Source organism: Caulobacter sp. BP25 (assembly GCF_002737755.1).
Lineage (GTDB): Bacteria > Pseudomonadota > Alphaproteobacteria > Caulobacterales > Caulobacteraceae > Caulobacter.
This window is the reverse complement of record NZ_PEGH01000017.1, coordinates 642,367-658,762: the sequence shown is the minus strand read 5'-3', so window position 1 is coordinate 658,762 and position 16,396 is coordinate 642,367. Positions and strand designations below refer to the sequence as shown.

Genomic DNA, 16,396 nt, shown 5'->3' with positions numbered 1-16,396 from the left:
GGGCCATGCCCAGCGACGAGCCTAGTCAACAGCCCGCCGCGCCGGCGCGAAGAAGCCGGGGCGTGCGGGCGTTTTTCAGACGCATGCGAAAGCGGCTGACCGCCGACGGTGGCGAGTCTTCGCGCCCGCCCGAGCCGCCCGCCCAGGCCGGCGAGGTCGACATTGTCGACCAGGCCGAGGCGTTCCAGACCCTGCGGGTCGCCGATGTGATGACGCCGCGCGCCGACATCGTCGCCGTCGAGCTGGCCACGCCGTTCGACGCCCTGGTCGCCCAATTCCTCGAAGCCGGGCATTCAAGGATGCCGATCTATCGCGAGACCTTGGACGATCCCGTGGGCGTCATCCACGTCAAGGACGTCTTCCGGCTGCTGGCCGAGGACGAAAAGCGCCCGACCGGCGGGGACCTCGTTTTGAACAAGCTGCGCCGTGAGGCGTTGTACGTTCCCGCCTCGATGAAGGCCGCCGACCTGCTGCTGCGCATGCGCACCAGCCGGATTCACATGGCGCTGGTCATCGACGAGTTCGGCGGCACGGACGGCGTGGTGACGATGGAAGACTTGATCGAGGCGGTGGTCGGCGAGATCGACGACGAGCATGACGACGCGGCCTCCGCCGCGATCGTGGCCCGGCCGGGCGGGGTCTATGACGCCGACGCCCGCGCGCCGCTGGAGGAGCTGGAAGCGGCCCTCGGCCGTGAGCTGGCGCCCCCCGATATGGAAGAGGACATCGACACCGTCGCCGGCCTCGTCGTCGCCCTGGCGGGTCGGGTCCCGCAACGGGGCGAGGTGATCGCCCATCCCGACGGCTACGAATTCGAGGTGGTCGAGGCCGACCCTCGCCGCGTGCGCCGGGTGCGGGTGCGAGGCGGCTCCGCGCCACGGACCGAGACTGCGGAGGCGGTTTCCGAGGATCTCGGCGCTTCGTGACCGCCTGGACCCGTTTCCGCGAACGTTCCTGGAGCGGGCCGCTGTTGGCTTTGGCCGCCGGTCTCGCCGCCGCCCTGGCCCATCCGCCGTTCGGCCTGCTGCCGGGGTTGCTGGGCTATGCCTTGCTGCTGCACCTGCTGGATACGGCGTCCGAGGCCAAGCCGCTGCGTTCGACCTTCTGGCGGGCGTGGATGGCGGGCGTGGGCTATTTCGGCCTTGGAACCTGGTGGATTGGCGAGGCCTTCCTGGTCGACGCGGCCAATCAGGGCTGGATGGCGCCGTTCGCGATCGCGGCCATGGCGGCGGGACTGGCGCTGTTCTGGGGCCTAGCGGGACTGCTATACCGGATCGCGAGTCCGAAGAGCGCGTTGCGGGTTTTGACCTTCGCCGGCGCCTTCGCCGCGCTGGAGTGGGCCCGGGGGCATGTGCTGACGGGCTTTCCCTGGAACCTGCCCGGCGAGACCTGGCGGGCAGGTTCGGCGCCGTCCCAGACCGCGGCGTTGGTCGGGGCGTATGGCCTGACCTGGATCACCCTGGCTATCGCCGCCGCTCCGGCCGTCTGGCGCGAGGGGCGCGGCGGGCGCGTCGCTCTGGCCTCGGCGGCCGCTGGCTTGGCCGGGCTTTACGGGTACGGTGGGCTGGCTCTGCACAAGCCCGTACGTCAAGAGCCATCCATCACCGTCCGCATCGTGCAGGCCGACATCCAGCAGGACGCCAAGTGGGACGCCGCCCGCTTCGCCCAGATCGTCCAGGCCTATGTTTCGTTGACCGCCAAGCCCTATGCGGGCCAACCGGCGGACCTGGTGATTTGGCCGGAAGGCGCCCTGCCGGCTGCAATCAACGACTATCTCGCGCCGGGGACCTGGGTGCGCCAGGCCATTTTCGACAGCGTCAGGCCTGGCCAGACCTTGCTGATCGGCGGCTATCGCTACGAGGGTCCGATCGACAGGCCCGTCTACTACAACAGCCTGATCGCCCTGCGGCGAACGCCCAGCGACCTTGAGATCGTCGGGGTCTATGACAAGCATCGGCTGGTGCCATTCGGCGAATATCTGCCGGCGGAGCGCTTTCTTACCCAAATTGGGTTCAAGAGCTTGGCGCATTTGGGCGACGGTTTCGCCACGGGGCCCCGCCCCGCCCCGCTACGTGTGTCGCCTGATCTGTTGATCCAGCCTTTGATCTGCTACGAGAGCCTGTTTCCAGGATTAGCCAAGAAAAACAATGATGTGCGTGTTCTGGTCAATGTCTCGAACGATGCTTGGTTCGGCGTCACGTCCGGACCGCTTCAGCACCTGAATCTCGCCAGTTATCGCGCGATCGAGCGCGCGACGCCCATTCTTCGCGCGACGCCCACTGGTGTCAGCGCTGTCATTGACGCAAATGGTCAAGTTTTTACAGGGGCGCGCCTCGATCTAGGACAGCGTGGCGTTATCGACAGGCAAATACCCGGCCGGGGAGAGTTAACGCCCTTCGATAACTTCGGCGACGCTCCCCTTTTGGCCCTTCTACTGATATCTGTGGTTGCGTCAGCTCGCCTGAGAGCAGGTAAATCCTTGTGGACTCTTGCGCTACGGAAAGACTCGCGCTGAATTAAAACCGCAATTTCAGATTCTAATCGTGGGTATGAGCGATTTGTCGGGCGCCGAACGCCATCCCAATCCGGTCGACTTGCATGTCGGGGCGCGCATCCGGATGCGCCGGAAGATTCTGGGCGTGAGCCAGGAGCGTCTGGCCGAGGACCTGGGTCTCACCTTCCAGCAGATCCAGAAGTACGAGCGCGGCGCCAACCGGGTCAGCGCCAGCAAGCTCTACGAGATCGCCAGAAGCCTGCAGGCTCCTGTGAGCTATTTCTTCGACGGCCTCGAAGCCACGGCTGATGGCGTGTCGGAAGCGGGCGAGCCGTTCGTCCATGACTTCCTGATGACCTCTGAGGGATTGGAGCTGGCCGCCCAGTTCCCGCGGATAACGCGGTCGAAAGTCCGTCGCCGGATTCTGGAGCTTGTCCGCTCCATGGCTGAGGAACAGGAGCTGGGCGAGGACGATTGATCGTCAGGTTCGCTTGCTCGCATAAACATATCTTTATATGGTTCCGGCCTAACTAAACGCTGAAATGGCGTGCGCGTGACCGCGCGCCTCCCTATGGCCGGAGCTGTCTCTTGACCCGTTCGTCCTACATCTTCACCAGCGAGAGCGTTTCCGAAGGCCATCCCGACAAGGTCGCCGATCGCATCAGCGACACCGTCGTCGACGCCTTCCTCAGCGTAGATCCTGAAGCGCGCGTCGCGTGCGAGACCCTGGTGACCACCAATCGCATCGTGCTGGCGGGCGAGGTTCGCGCCAGCAAGCCGGGCGGCGACAAGAAGACCAACAAGGAACTGACCAAGGACATTCTGGGCTCGCTGGAGCCGAAGGTCCGCGCCGCCGTCAAGGACATCGGCTACGAGCAGAAGGGCTTCCACTGGCAGAAGGCGAAGTACGCCAATTATCTGCACGGCCAGTCGGCGCACATCGCCCAGGGCGTGGACGCCACCGACAAGAAGGACGAAGGCGCCGGCGACCAGGGCATCATGTTCGGCTACGCCAGCACCGAGACCCCGGAGCTGATGCCGGCGACCCTGCAGTACAGCCACAATGTGCTCAAGCGCCTGGCCGAGCTGCGCCACACGGGCGAGCTCCATGAGCTTGAGCCCGACGCCAAGAGCCAGGTCACGCTCGAATACGACGGCAGCGGCCGCCCGCAGCGCGTGGTGTCGATCGTCGTGTCGCACCAGCACAAGAAGAAGATCGACGGCAAGGCCGCGACCTCCAAGCGCGTGCTGGACCTGATCAAGCCGCACATCCTGCCGATCTTCCCGGATGGGCTGATCACCAAGAAGACCCAGTGGCTGGTCAACCCGACCGGCCGCTTCGAGATCGGCGGTCCCGACGGCGACGCCGGCCTGACCGGCCGCAAGATCATCGTCGACACCTACGGCGGCGCGGCCCCGCACGGCGGCGGCGCGTTCTCGGGCAAGGACCCGACCAAGGTCGACCGCTCGGCTGCCTATGCCTGCCGCTACCTGGCCAAGAACGTGGTGGCCTCGGGCCTGGCGGACCGCTGCACGATCCAGATCGCCTATGCCATCGGCGTGGCCCAGCCGGTCTCGTTCCACGTCGATCTGCACGGCACCGGCAAGGTTGATCCGGCGATCCTGGAAAAGACCCTGCCGCAGCTGATCGGCGGCGCCACCCCGCGCGCCATTCGCGAGCATCTGCAGCTGAACCGTCCGATCTACGCCCGCACCGCCGCCTACGGCCACTTCGGCCGCACGCCCGACAACGAGGGCGGCTTCTCGTGGGAGAAGACCGATCTCGTCAGCGAGCTGAAGGGTCTGGCGTAAAAGTCTGTCATCCTGGCCAAGCGCGGAGCGCGCCGAGCCGGGACCGCCGGAAGCGCCGGCGCATGCCGTGGTCCCGGATCGGCCTTTCGGCCGTCCGGGATGACAGCTATTAGGCCCTCCATGACCAACCCCCAACAACCCCACGGGCCGCTGCGCTCGTTTGGCCGGCTGAAGTCGCGCCCGGTGAAGCCGCGCCAACAGGCGCTGCTCGACACCCTGCTGCCCCAGATCGCGGTCCCGCAGGGCCCGTTCCAGCCGCTGGAGCTGATGCCGGACGCCAAGGCTGTCTGGCTGGAGATCGGCTTTGGCGGCGGCGAGCACATGGCTGCTCAGGCGGGGCGCCATCCCGAAACGCTGGTGATCGGCGCCGAGCCGTTCGTGAACGGCGTGGCCAGCGCCGTGCGCCACGTGGAGGAGCAGGCCCTTCAGAATGTCCGCGTCCACGAGGGCGACGCCCGCGACGTGGTCGACTGGCTGCCTGACGCGTGCTTGGACCGGGTCTTCATCATGTTCCCGGACCCCTGGCACAAGGCGCGACACAATAAGCGCCGCCTGATCCAGCCTGAATTCGTCGCCAAGCTGGCGCGGGTGATGAAGCCGGGTGCGGCCTTGCGCTTCGCCACCGACTGGGCTGACTACGCCGACTGGACCACCGAGCGGGTGCTGGCCGATCCGAACTTCCGCTTCGCCGAGGATGGGGCCGACCGCCACGCGATCCCGGCCGACCACGTCACGACGCGCTACGAAGAGAAAAAGCTGGGCGACTGCGCGCCTGTGTTCCTGGATTTCGTCAGGGCCTGACGCAAAGGGGCCGGCGTCTCCGCCGGCCCTGATTCAACTCAGTACGTCTCGTTGTAGCGCTTGATCGCCGCGCGGATGATGTCGGCGGTTTCGTCGATGTCGGCCCAGCCGCTGATCTTGGTCGACTTGCCCTTTTCCAGATCCTTGTAGTGCTGGAAGAAGTGGGCGATCTGCTCGGTCAGGATGGTCGGCAGGTCGCGCCAGCTGGACACGCCCGTGTAGAACGGGTGCAGCTTGTCGACCGGCACGGCCAGAATCTTTTCGTCTGAACCCGCCTCGTCGACCATCATCAGGGTGCCGATCGGACGGCAGCGGATGATCGCGCCGGGCACCACCGGGGTCGGGCCCACCACCATGATGTCGGCGGGGTCACCATCGTCGGCCAGGGTGTGCGGGATGAAGCCGTAGTTGGCCGGATAGAACATGGCCGTGTGCAGGAAGCGGTCGACCATCAGCGCGCCGCTTTCCTTGTCGATCTCGTACTTCACCGGCTCGCCGCCCTGCGGGATCTCGATGATGGCGTTCAGATCGTAAGGCGGGTTCGCGCCCGTCGGAATCTTGGAAAGGTCCATTGTGACTCTTTGTCTTGTGTCGGCTCGCGAAGAGGCGGCCTGCGCGGACGGGCTTATAGGCCCAAATTGCTGCGGCGCGGAAGAGGCGAGCGTTCTCGGAGTCGACAAGGCTACCCAATTCGCCTATAAACCGTCCTACATCGTCCGTTAGCGCTAGATGGCGCTTTCGAGCGGCGGCCCAAAAGGCTGCCGCTTTTTGTTTGGCCGAAGGGGTGCGCCTCTTCCGGCCCATCGAGTTGAGAAGAACGTGCGCGGCAAGACGCAGGAAGACCGTGATCTGATCGACATGCTCGATCCCGTCGCCGAGAGCCTCGGCTACGAGATCGTCCGGCTGCGCCTGATGGGCGGGGCCGAGCAGCGCCGCCTGCAGATCATGGCCGAGCACCCGCTGCTGGAGGACGGCACGGGCGGCGACATGAACGTCGAGGACTGCGCCCGGCTGTCGCGCGGCATCTCCGAAATCCTGGACGCCGCCGACCCGATCGTCGGCGAATATACACTGGAAGTCTCCAGCCCCGGCGTCGATCGCCCGCTGACCCGCCTGAAGGATTTCGAGGACTATGCCGGGCTCGAGGCCCGCATCGAGCTCGATCGCGTGGCCGAGGGCCGCAAGCGCTTCAAGGGCGAGCTGGCCGGGATCGAGGACGACCAGGTCGGCCTGAACATCGAGGGCGAGGACGACGTCACCGTCTACTTCCCCTTCGCCTGGATCATCGACGCCAAGCTCGTCATGACCGACACCCTGATGGAGCGGGGCGCCAAGCAGCGCGCCGCCCGTCTCAAATCCGACAACGACGACCTGTCCGAAAGTGAAGAGGACTGACCATGGCCATCGGCATCGCCGCCAACCGGCTTGAACTCCTGCAGATCGCCGACGCGGTCGCCCGTGAAAAGGGCATCGAGAAGGAAGTCGTCATCGAGGCCATCGAGGACGCGCTGCAGAAGGCCGCCCGCGCCCGCTACGGCGCCGAGCACGACATCCGCGTCAAGATCGACCCGCGCACGGGCGAGACGGCGCAGAAGCGCGTGATCGAGGTCGTGTCCGACGACGCCGAGCTGGAGGGCGAGATCGGCAAGATGCCACTCTCGATCGCCAAGCGCACCTGGCGCGACGCCGAGATCGGCAAGGTCTACGAAGAAGTCCTGCCGCCGTTCGAGATCGGCCGCGTCCAGACTCAGATGGCCCGCCAGGTCGTCATGCATAAGGTCCGCGAAGCCGAGCGCGAGCGTCAGTACGACGAGTACAAGGATCGCGTCGGCGAGATCGTCAACGGCAGCGTCAAGCGCGTCGAGTACGGCAACGTGATCGTCGACCTGGGCCGTGGCGAAGGCATTATGCGCCGCGATCAGTCGATCCCGCGCGAGAACTTCAACGTCGGCGACCGCATCCGCGCCTACATCTACGACGTCCGTCGCGAGACCAAGGGCCCGCAGATCATGCTGAGCCGCGCCCACGGCGGCTTCATGGCCAAGCTGTTCGCCCAGGAAGTGCCGGAAGTCTACGACGGCGTCATCGAGATCCGCGCCGTGGCCCGCGACCCGGGCTCGCGCGCCAAGATGGCCGTCATCTCGAACGACAGCTCGATCGACCCCGTCGGCGCCTGCGTCGGCATGCGCGGCTCGCGCGTGCAGGCGGTCGTGGCCGAGCTGCAAGGCGAGAAGATCGACATCATCCAGTGGTCGGAAGACGAAGCCACCTTCATCGTCAACGCCCTGGCCCCGGCCGAAGTCTCCAAGGTCGTCATGGACGAGGAAGACGAGCGCGTCGAAGTCGTTGTGCCGGACGAGCAGCTGTCGCTGGCCATCGGCCGTCGTGGCCAGAACGTCCGCCTCGCCTCGCAGCTGACCGGCTGGCAGATCGACATCATGACCGAAAGCCAGGAGAGCGAGCGTCGTCAGCGCGAGTTCAGCGAGCGCACGGCTCTGTTCCAGGAAGCCCTGGACGTCGACGAGGTCATCGCCCAGCTGCTGGTCACCGAAGGCTTCGCCGCCGTGGAAGACGTGGCCTTTGTCGAACCGCACGAAATCGCCGCGATCGAGGGCTTCGACGAGGAGACCGCCGAGGAGCTGCAGGCGCGCGCCCGCGAGTTCCTCGACAAGGAAGCCGCCGCCCTGGACGCCAAGCGTCTGGAGCTGGGTGTTCAGGACGAGGTGCTGGGCATCGAGGGCGTGACCCTGGCCATGGCCGTGGCTCTGGGCGAAGGCGACGTGAAGACCGTCGAGGATCTGGCCGGTCTGGTGCCGGACGACATGCGCGGCTGGTTCGAGAGCAAGAACGGCGAGCGCGTGCGCGAGCCGGGCATCCTGGAAAGCTTCAACCTGTCGCCCGAGGACGCCGAGGCTCTGATCATGCGCGCCCGCATCGTCATGGGCTGGGTCGAGGCGCCGCCGGAGCCGGAATACGAAGAGGTCGAGGCTGAGGCCGAGGCTGAGTTCGAAAGCGAAGGTGAAGCCGTCGCCGAGGAACCGGTCGCGGAAGAAGAGGCCTAAGGCCCTTAGAAGCGTGTAATGACGGCCTCGTGGAGCGATCCGCGGGGCCGTTCGCTATTTTAGGAACCATGACCGACCAAGCCGCCCCCAAGACCCACGCCGAAGCCAATCGCCAGCGCAAGGACATCGTCCTGGGCGAGGCGACCGACGAGGCGCGCCTGATCCGCTTCGTGGCGGGGCCAGACGGGGCGGTGGTTCCGGACTTGGCGCGCAAGCTGCCAGGGCGCGGGATCTGGGTCGGCGCTGATCGGGACTCGGTCGCGACCGCCGCCAAGAAGGGCCTCTTTTCGCGCGCGGCCAAGACGAAGCTGACGGTCGGGCCAGACCTGGCCGATCAGGTCGAGGCGCTCCTGGCCCGACGTGTTCTGGAGGGGCTCGGCCTTGCGAGGAAGGCCGGCGTTATTATCTCGGGCTACGAGAAGGTGGTCGCCGCCCTCGCCACGGGCAAGGTGGCTTGGCTGATCGAGGCGTCGGACGGCGCAGAGGACGGTCGCCGAAAGATTCTCGCCGCCGCGCGCAAGGCCCCAACCCCGCCCCGTTTGCTGGGCGCGTTCAGTTCGGACGAATTGGGTTTGGCCTTGGGTGGGGAGAATGTGATACACACGGCGCTCCTCTCTGGGCGTGGACTGGATCGCTGGACTTTGGATGTCGAGCGTTTATCAGGCTTCCGCCCGCTTTCGCCGCCCGACTGGACGGCGAGGGAACGCGAGGAGGGCTAGAGCTTTTGCATCTCACCGGGACCGACGGTGCGATGCAAAAGCTCTAGAATCTTAAGACGTTGGATACGGTCATCCGGACCGTGTTCGTGAGCGAAGGGTCGGGAAACGCGCCTGCTTTTGCAGGTACGTCCAGGCCCCTTTCTCACATGGAACGAACGGTTTTTTTAGCCAGGTACCGCCTGGCGGAAGTACAAGCGAGCGCATGAGCGACGAGAACGAAAACGGCCGACCCGGCGGACGAGCCCCGATCACGCTGAAGCCCCGTCAGGGCTCGGTGAGCGCCGGGGTCGTGAAGCAGAGCTTCAGCCACGGCCGGACCAAGACGGTGGTGGTGGAAACCAAGCGGACGCGGCCTCACGCGGCCGCCTCCGGCAACCTTGCCGCGCCGTCCTCGGCCGAGCGTCGTCACGACGCCCCCGCGCCCCGCCCGCCGCAGTCGCAAGGCGGCGCGCCGGCTGGCGGCGGTTCGGCTGGTGGTCTTTCGCAGGAAGAGCTTCGCGCCCGTCAACGCGTTGTCGACGCCGCTCGCGAGGCGCAAGCTCGCCAAGCCGCCGAACGCGCCGCCGCAGAGGCCCGCGCCCGCGCGGCCCAGGAAGCCGCCCAGCGCGAAGCCGCCGCCAAGGCTGCGGCCGAACGCGCGGCTGCAGCTCCGCCTGCGCCCCCGGTTCCCACCGCGCCCGTAACGCCGCCGACGCCGCCGGCTCCGGCTCCGGTTCAGCAGCCCGTCGCGCAAGCGCCGGTCGCGCCCCGGGTCGAAGCCCCTCGTCAGGAAGGGCCGCGCCAGGACGCGCCGCGTCAGGATGGTCCGCGCGCCGCGCCGTCGAGCCAGACTCGCACCTACGAACCCAGCCGCGACCGCCGCGACGATCGTCCGACCACGACGACCTATCGTCCGGCTCCGCAAGGCGAGCGTCCGTTCAATCAGCGTTCGCCGCGTCCTGACGCCGGCGCCAACTTCGGTCAGCGCGCTCCGCGCCCCGAGGGCGACCGTCCGCGCGGTCCGCGTCCCGACGGTGATCGTCCGCAAGGCGATCGCGGTGGTTATCGCGGCGACCGTCCGCAAGGCGATCGTCCTCAGGGCGACCGCCCGCAGCAGACCGTGCGCTACTCGGCCCTCGCGCCGCGTCCGGCGCCGGGCGCTCGTGGTCCCGGCGGTCCGCCGCGTGGTCCGCGCCCGGGCATGCCTGCTGCAGCTCCGGCCACGCCGGAAATTCAGCGCGCCACGCGCTCGGCGCCCCGTCCCGGCGGCGGCGTCATGGACCGCCGCCCCGACGAGGACGATGATCGTCGCAAGAGCGCCGCGCCGAACAAGGCCGTCTCGCGCGTCAAGGGCGCTCCGCAGCGCCGCGAAGGCCGCCTGACCATCCAGGCCGTCGCTGGCGACGGGGATTCAGCCGATCGGATGCGTTCGCTGGCCTCGGTTCGCCGGGCCCGTGAACGTGAAAAGGAAAAGCGCCGCGGCGGCGTGGCCGAACAGGCCCGTGTCGCCCGCGAAGTCGTGATCCCGGACGTCATCACCGTGCAGGAGCTGTCCAACCGGATGGCCGTGCGTGGCGTGGACATCATCAAGTTCCTGATGCGTCAGGGCGTGATGCTGAAGATCAACGACGTCATCGACAACGACACCGCCGAGCTGGTGGCCACTGAATTTGGCCACACCGTCAAGCGCGTTTCGGAAGCCGACGTTGAAGAAGGCTTCATCGGCGCCGACGATCACGACGATCACATGGAAGCGCGCCCCCCGGTCGTCACGATCATGGGTCACGTCGACCACGGCAAGACCAGCCTGCTCGACGCCCTGCGCTCCACCGACGTGGCGGCGGGCGAAGCCGGCGGCATCACCCAGCACATCGGCGCCTATCAGGTTCGCCTGAAGGACGGCCAGCGCGTGACCTTCCTGGACACGCCCGGCCACGCCGCCTTCTCGCAAATGCGCGCTCGCGGCGCCAACATCACCGATATCGTGGTGCTGGTGGTGGCCGGCGACGACGGCGTCATGCCCCAGACGATCGAGGCGATCAAACACGCCAAGGCCGCCGAGGTGCCGATCATCGTCGCCGTCAACAAGATGGATAAGCCCGGCGCGGACTCCACGCGCGTGGTCAACGAGCTGCTCCAGCACGAGATCGTCGTCGAAAGCCTGGGTGGCGACACCCAGCTGATCGAGGTCTCGGCCAAGGCCCGCACCGGCCTGGAGGAACTGCTGGAAGGCATACTGCTGCAAGCCGAAGTGCTTGACCTGAAGGCCAACCCCGACCGCACCGCCGACGGCGTGGTGATCGAGGCCAAGCTGGACAAGGGCCGCGGCGCGGTTTCGACCGTCCTGGTCAACCGCGGCACGCTGAAGCGCGGTGACATCGTCGTCGCTGGCGCCCAGTTCGGCCGCGTCCGCGCGCTCCTCAACGAGCGTAACGAGCAGCTGACCGAAGCCGGTCCCGCCACCCCGGTCGAGATCCTCGGCCTGGACGGCGTGCCCTCGCCGGGCGAAGCCTTCGCCGTGGTCGAGAACGAGGCCCGCGCCCGCGAGCTGACCGAGTACCGCATCCGCCAGAAGCGCGAGAAGTCGATGGCCCCGGTGGGCGCCGGCGCTTCTATGGCCGACATGATGGCCAAGCTGCAGGACAAGAAGCTGAAAGAACTGCCGCTGGTCATCAAGGCCGACGTGCAGGGTTCGGCCGAAGCGATCATCGGTTCGCTGGACAAGATGTCGACCGACGAGGTCCGCGCGCGGATCATCCTGTCGGGCGCTGGCGCGATCAGCGAAAGCGACGTCATGCTGGCCAAGGGCGCCGGCGCGCCGGTCATCGGCTTCAACGTCCGGGCTTCCGCCCAGGCGCGAGCCCTCGCCGAACGCGAAGGCGTCGAGATCCGCTACTACGCGATCATCTACGACCTGCTGGACGACATCAAAGGCGTGCTCTCGGGCATGCTGGCCCCGATCCAGCGCGAAACCTTCCTCGGCAACGCCGAAGTCCTGCAAGCCTTCGACATCTCCAAGGTCGGCAAGGTCGCTGGCTGTAAGGTCACCGAAGGCGTGGTCCGCAAGGGCGCCAAGGTCCGGATCATCCGTCAGGACATCGTGGTTCTGGAACTGGGCACCCTGCAGACGCTCAAGCGCTTCAAGGACGAGGTCAACGAAGTCCCCGTCGGCCAGGAATGCGGCATGATGTTCGCCGGCTTCCAGGACATCAAGGTCGGCGACACCATCGAGTGCTTCACCGTCGAAGAGATCAAGCGCCAGCTCGACTAGGGCTGGTTGTAAGATCGGAAATGCCGGAGGGCGCGGATCGCAAGGTCCGCGCCCTTTGTCTTTGGCGCGAGGTCTTTGGGGCGAGGATCGACTCCAGGGCGGGATATGTTAGGATATCCCACGTTTGGAGCTCGTCATGACCAGCATCACCGTCGGAACCTGGGGCAAGAGCCTGGCGGTTCGCGTGCCGCAGGAGATCGCCCGGGCTACCGGCTTAATGGAGGGCGAGCAGGTCGATATCGAAATTCAGGACGGCGATATCGTGCTCCGCCGGTCGAGCGCCCAGGCCGATGCGCGTCAGCGAGCGCAGGCCGCCGTAGCGCGGATGCTGGAACTTTCGAAGATGGTGTCCCTTGAAGGCCTGTCCCTTCGCGAGCTCATTGACGAAGGCCGGCGGTGAAGATCGTTCTCGACGCCTCTCTGACTATCGCCGCTTTCGTCCAAGAGGAGCGGACCGAAGCAGCGCAGGCCGTCATGGGGAACCTCTCGCTGCATGGAGCGACCGCGCCGTCGCTTTGGCGGCTCGAGGTCGCCAATGTTCTGCGCACGCTCGTTGTCCGAGGGCGCGCGTCGAATGACTTTGCCGATGAAGTGCTTCGGACATTGAGCGCCTTCCCGATCGCCATCGACCCAGAGACGGATCAACGCGCCTGGACAGAGACCTTGCTTCTGTCGAGGGGCCTTGGCCTTACCCTCTATGACGCCGCCTATCTGGAATTGGCGATCCGGCAGGGCGCCGTTCTGGCGACTCTGGACAAGCCGCTGGCCTCGGCCGCCCTTCGGTGCGGCGTTGAGGTTCTGCCCAACTAGACCAGACTGGAAATCGCCCCAATCAGGCGCTAGGCCTTTCGCATGCGTATCAAGGCTCTCCTTGCTCTGACCGCCGTCGCCGCCTCGCTGAGCGCCTGCGCGACGGCCGACCGCTATGACGCGGCTGGCGACGTCCATGCCCTGCTCGTCGCCATCCGGAACAATGACCGAGCCGGTTTCGACGCCCATGTCGATCGCCAGGCCCTGAAGGGTCAGATCGAGGCGAGGGTGATGGACGAGGCGCGCCGGCGAGGTTCCAGCGATGGGGTCGCGGTGCTGGCGGCCTTGGCGGCGGGACCGATCGCCGATGTGGCGGGCGAGGCGCTGATCCGGCCGGAGACCTTCCGCGCCGCCGCCACCTACTACGGCTATACGGCCGACAAGCCTCTGCCCGGACGCGTCACGATCGCCGCCGCCCTGCGTCCCGCCGGCGATGGCCGGGTCTGCGCCGCCAAGAAGGACGGCCCATGCCTGCTGACCTTCACGCGGGAGGGCGACCGCTGGCGCCTGTCTGGCTTCGACTCGCAGGCAGCGAACCTGCGCCTGAAGCGATGAGGGCGAGGATCTGGGCTGGCATGGCCCTGGTGATGCTGGCGGCGACGCCCGTCCGCGCCGAGACGCGGATGTTCTCGTACGACCCGATCTCGCCGGACGCCAAGCGTTTGACCGGCGCCGGGGTGACGATCCTCTTCAACCAGGGCCTGCTGGGCCCCGGTCGCCCGATCAAGGTGCTGGCCACCGGCGTGCCGGCTGAGGCGCGGCTGAAGGATGCCCGCCAGAAGGACCTGGGACCGGACGGTCTTTCGGCGATGGAGGGCGTCGACACCGACGTCATGCTCTACGAAGTCGACGCCAGCGCGGCACAGGGCAAGATCTATGTCCGCGCCTTCTGCGCGGGCTCAACGCGGCTTTGGCTGTCGTTCAGCACCATCGTCATCCGCCGCGACCTGCGAATCCAGGCGTTCGGCGATGATCCCAAGGCGGCTGGCAAGGCGCGTCTGTGCGGCACCTTGGACTTCTCCTACCGGGGTGAATGGCGGCTGCCGAAGGGACGTTCCGCGCCGGATCCGATGCAGGACTGGACCGATAGCCCCCAGCATCCCGACACCTCCTACTGATCTGGCCGTATCGTGCCTTAAGGTCTAGCCTTGCTCCCAGACAGGGAGGGCGACGGGATGCCGGACGATCCGCTGACGGGCTTCGAGCGCTTCGCGTTCGACGACGGCCGCTGGGCGCGCGAAGTCTATCGCATCGGCGCGGGGCCAGCGGTGATCGTCATCCATGAGGTCCCAGGCCTGCATCCGGGCGTCCTGGCTTTCGCGCGAGATCTGGCGGACGCGGGCATGACCGCCTTCTGTCCCAGCCTGTTCGGCAAGCCCGGCAAGACCGTCACGCAGGGCTATGCGATCGGCGAGATCCTCAAGAATATGTGCGTCCGGCGCGAGTTCAGCGTCTGGAAGGACGGCCGCTCCAGCCCGATCGTCGATTGGCTGCGGGCCTTGGCGCGGGCGGCTCACGCCGAGTGCGGAGGCAAGGGCGTTGGCGCGGTGGGCATGTGCTTCACCGGCGGCTTCGCCTTGGCGATGATGACCGAGCCGGCCGTGGTGGCGCCGGTCATGTCGCAGCCTTCGCTGCCGTTCCTGGATCGCGGAGGGCTGGATTGTTCGACCGCCGAACTGGCCTGCGCCAAGCGGCGGTTCGCCGAGGAGGACCTGTCGCTGATCGCCATGCGGTTCCGGTCCGACAAGCTTGTGCCCGACGCCCGCATCGCCCGGCTGAAGGCCGAGTTCGGCGACAAGGTCGAGGTGATCGAGCTGGAGGACCACGACGCCGCGCCCGGGGTGCCCATGGCCCCTCACTCCGTCCTGACCCTGCATCTGCATCGCTCCGTCCCCGACTGTGGGACGATGAAAGCGCGGGACCGGGTGATCGCGTTCTTCCAGGAGAGGGTGGGCGCGCTGGACATTCCGACGGGAGAGGCCTAGACACCGCGCCTTCGATTTTCCCCGCGCACCGGCGTTCGATCCGCCGGCCGGGCCGCAAGGACGTCCGCGCCATGAAGCGCCATACCGACAACAAGAAGGGCGCCGCGACCGGCCCCTCGCAACGCCAGCTCCGCGCCGGCGAACTGATCCGCCACGCCCTGGTCGAGATCCTCCGGGAGGAGGAACTGGCCGACGAGGCGCTGCAAAACATCTCGGTCACCGTGTCCGAAGTGCGGATGAGCCCCGACCTCAAGCATGCCGTCTGCTTTGTTGAGCCCCTGGGCGCGGGCCTGACCGGCCAGGACACGACCGAGGTCATCAAGGGCCTGAACCGGGTGTCGAAGTTCCTGCGCGGGCGCCTGGGCCGCAGCATCGACATGAAGTTCACGCCGGACCTGAAGTTCATCCACGACGAGAGCTTCGGGACTGCGGCCTATATGGACAAGCTGTTCCTGGACCCGAAGGTCCAGCAGGACACGCGTCGCCTTTCGGACGTCCTCGGCGAAGACGAGGACTGAGTATGGCTCGCCGCAAGAAGGGCGAGGCCGTCTCGGGCTGGATCTGCCTGGACAAGCCCTACGACCTGACCTCGACCACGGCGGTCTCCCGCGTGCGCCGCGCGTTCAACGCCCAGAAGGGCGGCCACGCCGGCACGCTGGACCCGCTGGCCACTGGGATCTTGCCGATCGCCCTGGGCGAGGCGACCAAGACCGTCCCGTTCCTGATGGACGCCGACAAGGCCTATCGCTTCACCATCGCCTGGGGCCGCGACACCACCACCCTCGACCGCGAGGGCGAGACCACGGCCAGCTCCGACGTTCGCCCAACCCGCGAGCAGGTCGAGGCGGTCCTGCCCGCCTTCATCGGCGAGGTTGATCAGATCCCGCCGAACTTCTCGGCCATCAAGGTCGACGGCGAGCGCGCCTATGACCTGGCCCGCGAGGGGGTCGAGTTCGAGCTGCCGACCCGCAAGGTGACGATCTTCGGCCTCAAGGTTGTCGAGCAGCCAGACGCCGATCACATCACGCTGGAGATGGAATGCGGCAAGGGCACCTATGTCCGCGCCGTGGTCCGCGACCTGGCCAAGGCCCTCGGCGCGTGCGGTCACGTCGCCGATCTGCGTCGGACGCGGGTGGGCGGGTTTACCGAACAAGGCTCGATATCGCTGGAAACTCTCGAGAATTTGAGCTATGAGGCCCGGCTGTCGGAGGCATTGCTTCCGGTCGAGACCGCGCTGGACGACATCCCGGCGTTGGCCGTGACCGACGAAGACGCCTTCCGGCTTGCACAGGGACGCGCCATCGTCCTGCTTCCGCGTCAGGTGGAAACGTTGAAAGCCGAGCTTCCGCCCGGCGATCGCACCGTTTCCGCCATGTCCGGCGACAGGTTGGTGGCCCTGTGCGAGATGCGCGCTGGGAAGCTCAATCCGGTGCGGGTCTTCCAACTCACCTGAGCGGAGACAA

The 16,396-nt window shown here is 66.9% G+C and carries 17 protein-coding genes; 16 read left to right on the top strand and 1 reads right to left on the bottom strand.

The annotated features are described in order from the left end of the window. Positions 1-5 precede the first annotated feature (5 nt). The 5 genes from CSW59_RS13370 (at position 6) to trmB (ending at position 5,107) form a co-directional block, all read left to right on the top strand. Positions 6-926 carry a hemolysin family protein gene (locus tag CSW59_RS13370; protein ID WP_099444480.1) on the top strand — a complete coding sequence of 307 codons (921 nt, stop codon included), beginning with the start codon at positions 6-8 and terminating at the stop codon, positions 924-926. Next, complete coding sequence (lnt, locus tag CSW59_RS13365; protein ID WP_099444479.1) at positions 923-2,515, top strand: apolipoprotein N-acyltransferase; 1,593 nt, start codon at positions 923-925, stop codon at positions 2,513-2,515. The genes CSW59_RS13370 and lnt overlap by 4 nt, the downstream gene beginning before the upstream one ends. A 28-nt stretch (positions 2,516-2,543) precedes the next feature. After that, complete coding sequence (locus CSW59_RS13360; RefSeq protein WP_201722799.1) at positions 2,544-2,972, top strand: helix-turn-helix domain-containing protein; 429 nt, start codon at positions 2,544-2,546, stop codon at positions 2,970-2,972. A 110-nt stretch (positions 2,973-3,082) separates the two neighbouring features. Then, positions 3,083-4,306: a methionine adenosyltransferase gene (gene metK / locus CSW59_RS13355; protein WP_099444477.1), complete on the top strand. Its 1,224-nt coding sequence runs from the start codon at positions 3,083-3,085 to the stop codon at positions 4,304-4,306. Positions 4,307-4,426: 120 nt separating this feature from the next. Continuing rightward, positions 4,427-5,107 (top strand): tRNA (guanosine(46)-N7)-methyltransferase TrmB, encoded by a 681-nt coding sequence (trmB, locus tag CSW59_RS13350; protein ID WP_099444476.1) that lies wholly within the window; start codon positions 4,427-4,429, stop codon positions 5,105-5,107. Positions 5,108-5,145: 38 nt separating this feature from the next. On the opposite strand, the gene ppa is transcribed toward trmB, so the two are convergent. Then, a complete protein-coding gene (ppa, locus tag CSW59_RS13345) occupies positions 5,146-5,679 on the bottom strand; it encodes an inorganic diphosphatase (protein WP_099444475.1) in 534 nt (177 codons plus the stop codon). Positions 5,680-5,926: 247 nt separating this feature from the next. On the opposite strand from ppa, the gene rimP reads away from it, so the two are divergent. From rimP to truB, 11 genes are all read left to right on the top strand, one after another. Continuing rightward, entirely contained in the window at positions 5,927-6,502 is a 576-nt protein-coding gene (rimP, locus tag CSW59_RS13340; RefSeq protein ID WP_099444474.1) for a ribosome maturation factor RimP, read from the top strand. A 2-nt stretch (positions 6,503-6,504) separates the two neighbouring features. Then, entirely contained in the window at positions 6,505-8,169 is a 1,665-nt protein-coding gene (gene nusA, locus CSW59_RS13335) for a transcription termination factor NusA (protein ID WP_099444473.1), read from the top strand. A 68-nt stretch (positions 8,170-8,237) separates the two neighbouring features. After that, entirely contained in the window at positions 8,238-8,888 is a 651-nt protein-coding gene (locus CSW59_RS13330; RefSeq protein WP_099444472.1) for an RNA-binding protein, read from the top strand. Between the two features lie 202 nt (positions 8,889-9,090). After that, positions 9,091-12,138 carry a translation initiation factor IF-2 gene (infB, locus tag CSW59_RS13325; RefSeq protein ID WP_099444471.1) on the top strand — a complete coding sequence of 1,016 codons (3,048 nt, stop codon included), beginning with the start codon at positions 9,091-9,093 and terminating at the stop codon, positions 12,136-12,138. 136 nt (positions 12,139-12,274) lie between these two features. Beyond that, positions 12,275-12,538, top strand: a complete 264-nt coding sequence (locus tag CSW59_RS13320) for an AbrB/MazE/SpoVT family DNA-binding domain-containing protein (RefSeq protein ID WP_143754998.1) — start codon at positions 12,275-12,277, stop codon at positions 12,536-12,538. Continuing rightward, positions 12,535-12,948 carry a type II toxin-antitoxin system VapC family toxin gene (locus CSW59_RS13315; protein WP_099444469.1) on the top strand — a complete coding sequence of 138 codons (414 nt, stop codon included), beginning with the start codon at positions 12,535-12,537 and terminating at the stop codon, positions 12,946-12,948. The genes CSW59_RS13320 and CSW59_RS13315 overlap by 4 nt, the downstream gene beginning before the upstream one ends. A gap of 42 nt (positions 12,949-12,990) precedes the next feature. Further along, positions 12,991-13,503, top strand: coding sequence for a DUF2939 domain-containing protein (locus CSW59_RS13310; RefSeq protein WP_099444468.1), 513 nt, complete (start codon positions 12,991-12,993; stop codon positions 13,501-13,503). Further along, positions 13,500-14,066, top strand: coding sequence for a hypothetical protein (locus CSW59_RS13305; RefSeq protein WP_099444467.1), 567 nt, complete (start codon positions 13,500-13,502; stop codon positions 14,064-14,066). The genes CSW59_RS13310 and CSW59_RS13305 overlap by 4 nt, the downstream gene beginning before the upstream one ends. A 57-nt stretch (positions 14,067-14,123) precedes the next feature. Further along, positions 14,124-14,933 carry a dienelactone hydrolase family protein gene (locus CSW59_RS13300; RefSeq protein ID WP_099444466.1) on the top strand — a complete coding sequence of 270 codons (810 nt, stop codon included), beginning with the start codon at positions 14,124-14,126 and terminating at the stop codon, positions 14,931-14,933. Between the two features lie 71 nt (positions 14,934-15,004). Beyond that, the gene (gene rbfA / locus CSW59_RS13295; RefSeq protein ID WP_099444465.1) at positions 15,005-15,451 is read left to right on the top strand and encodes a 30S ribosome-binding factor RbfA; all 447 of its coding nucleotides are present in this window, start codon (positions 15,005-15,007) and stop codon (positions 15,449-15,451) included. A 2-nt stretch (positions 15,452-15,453) separates the two neighbouring features. Further along, positions 15,454-16,386, top strand: coding sequence for a tRNA pseudouridine(55) synthase TruB (gene truB / locus CSW59_RS13290; protein ID WP_099444464.1), 933 nt, complete (start codon positions 15,454-15,456; stop codon positions 16,384-16,386). Positions 16,387-16,396 lie beyond the last annotated feature (10 nt).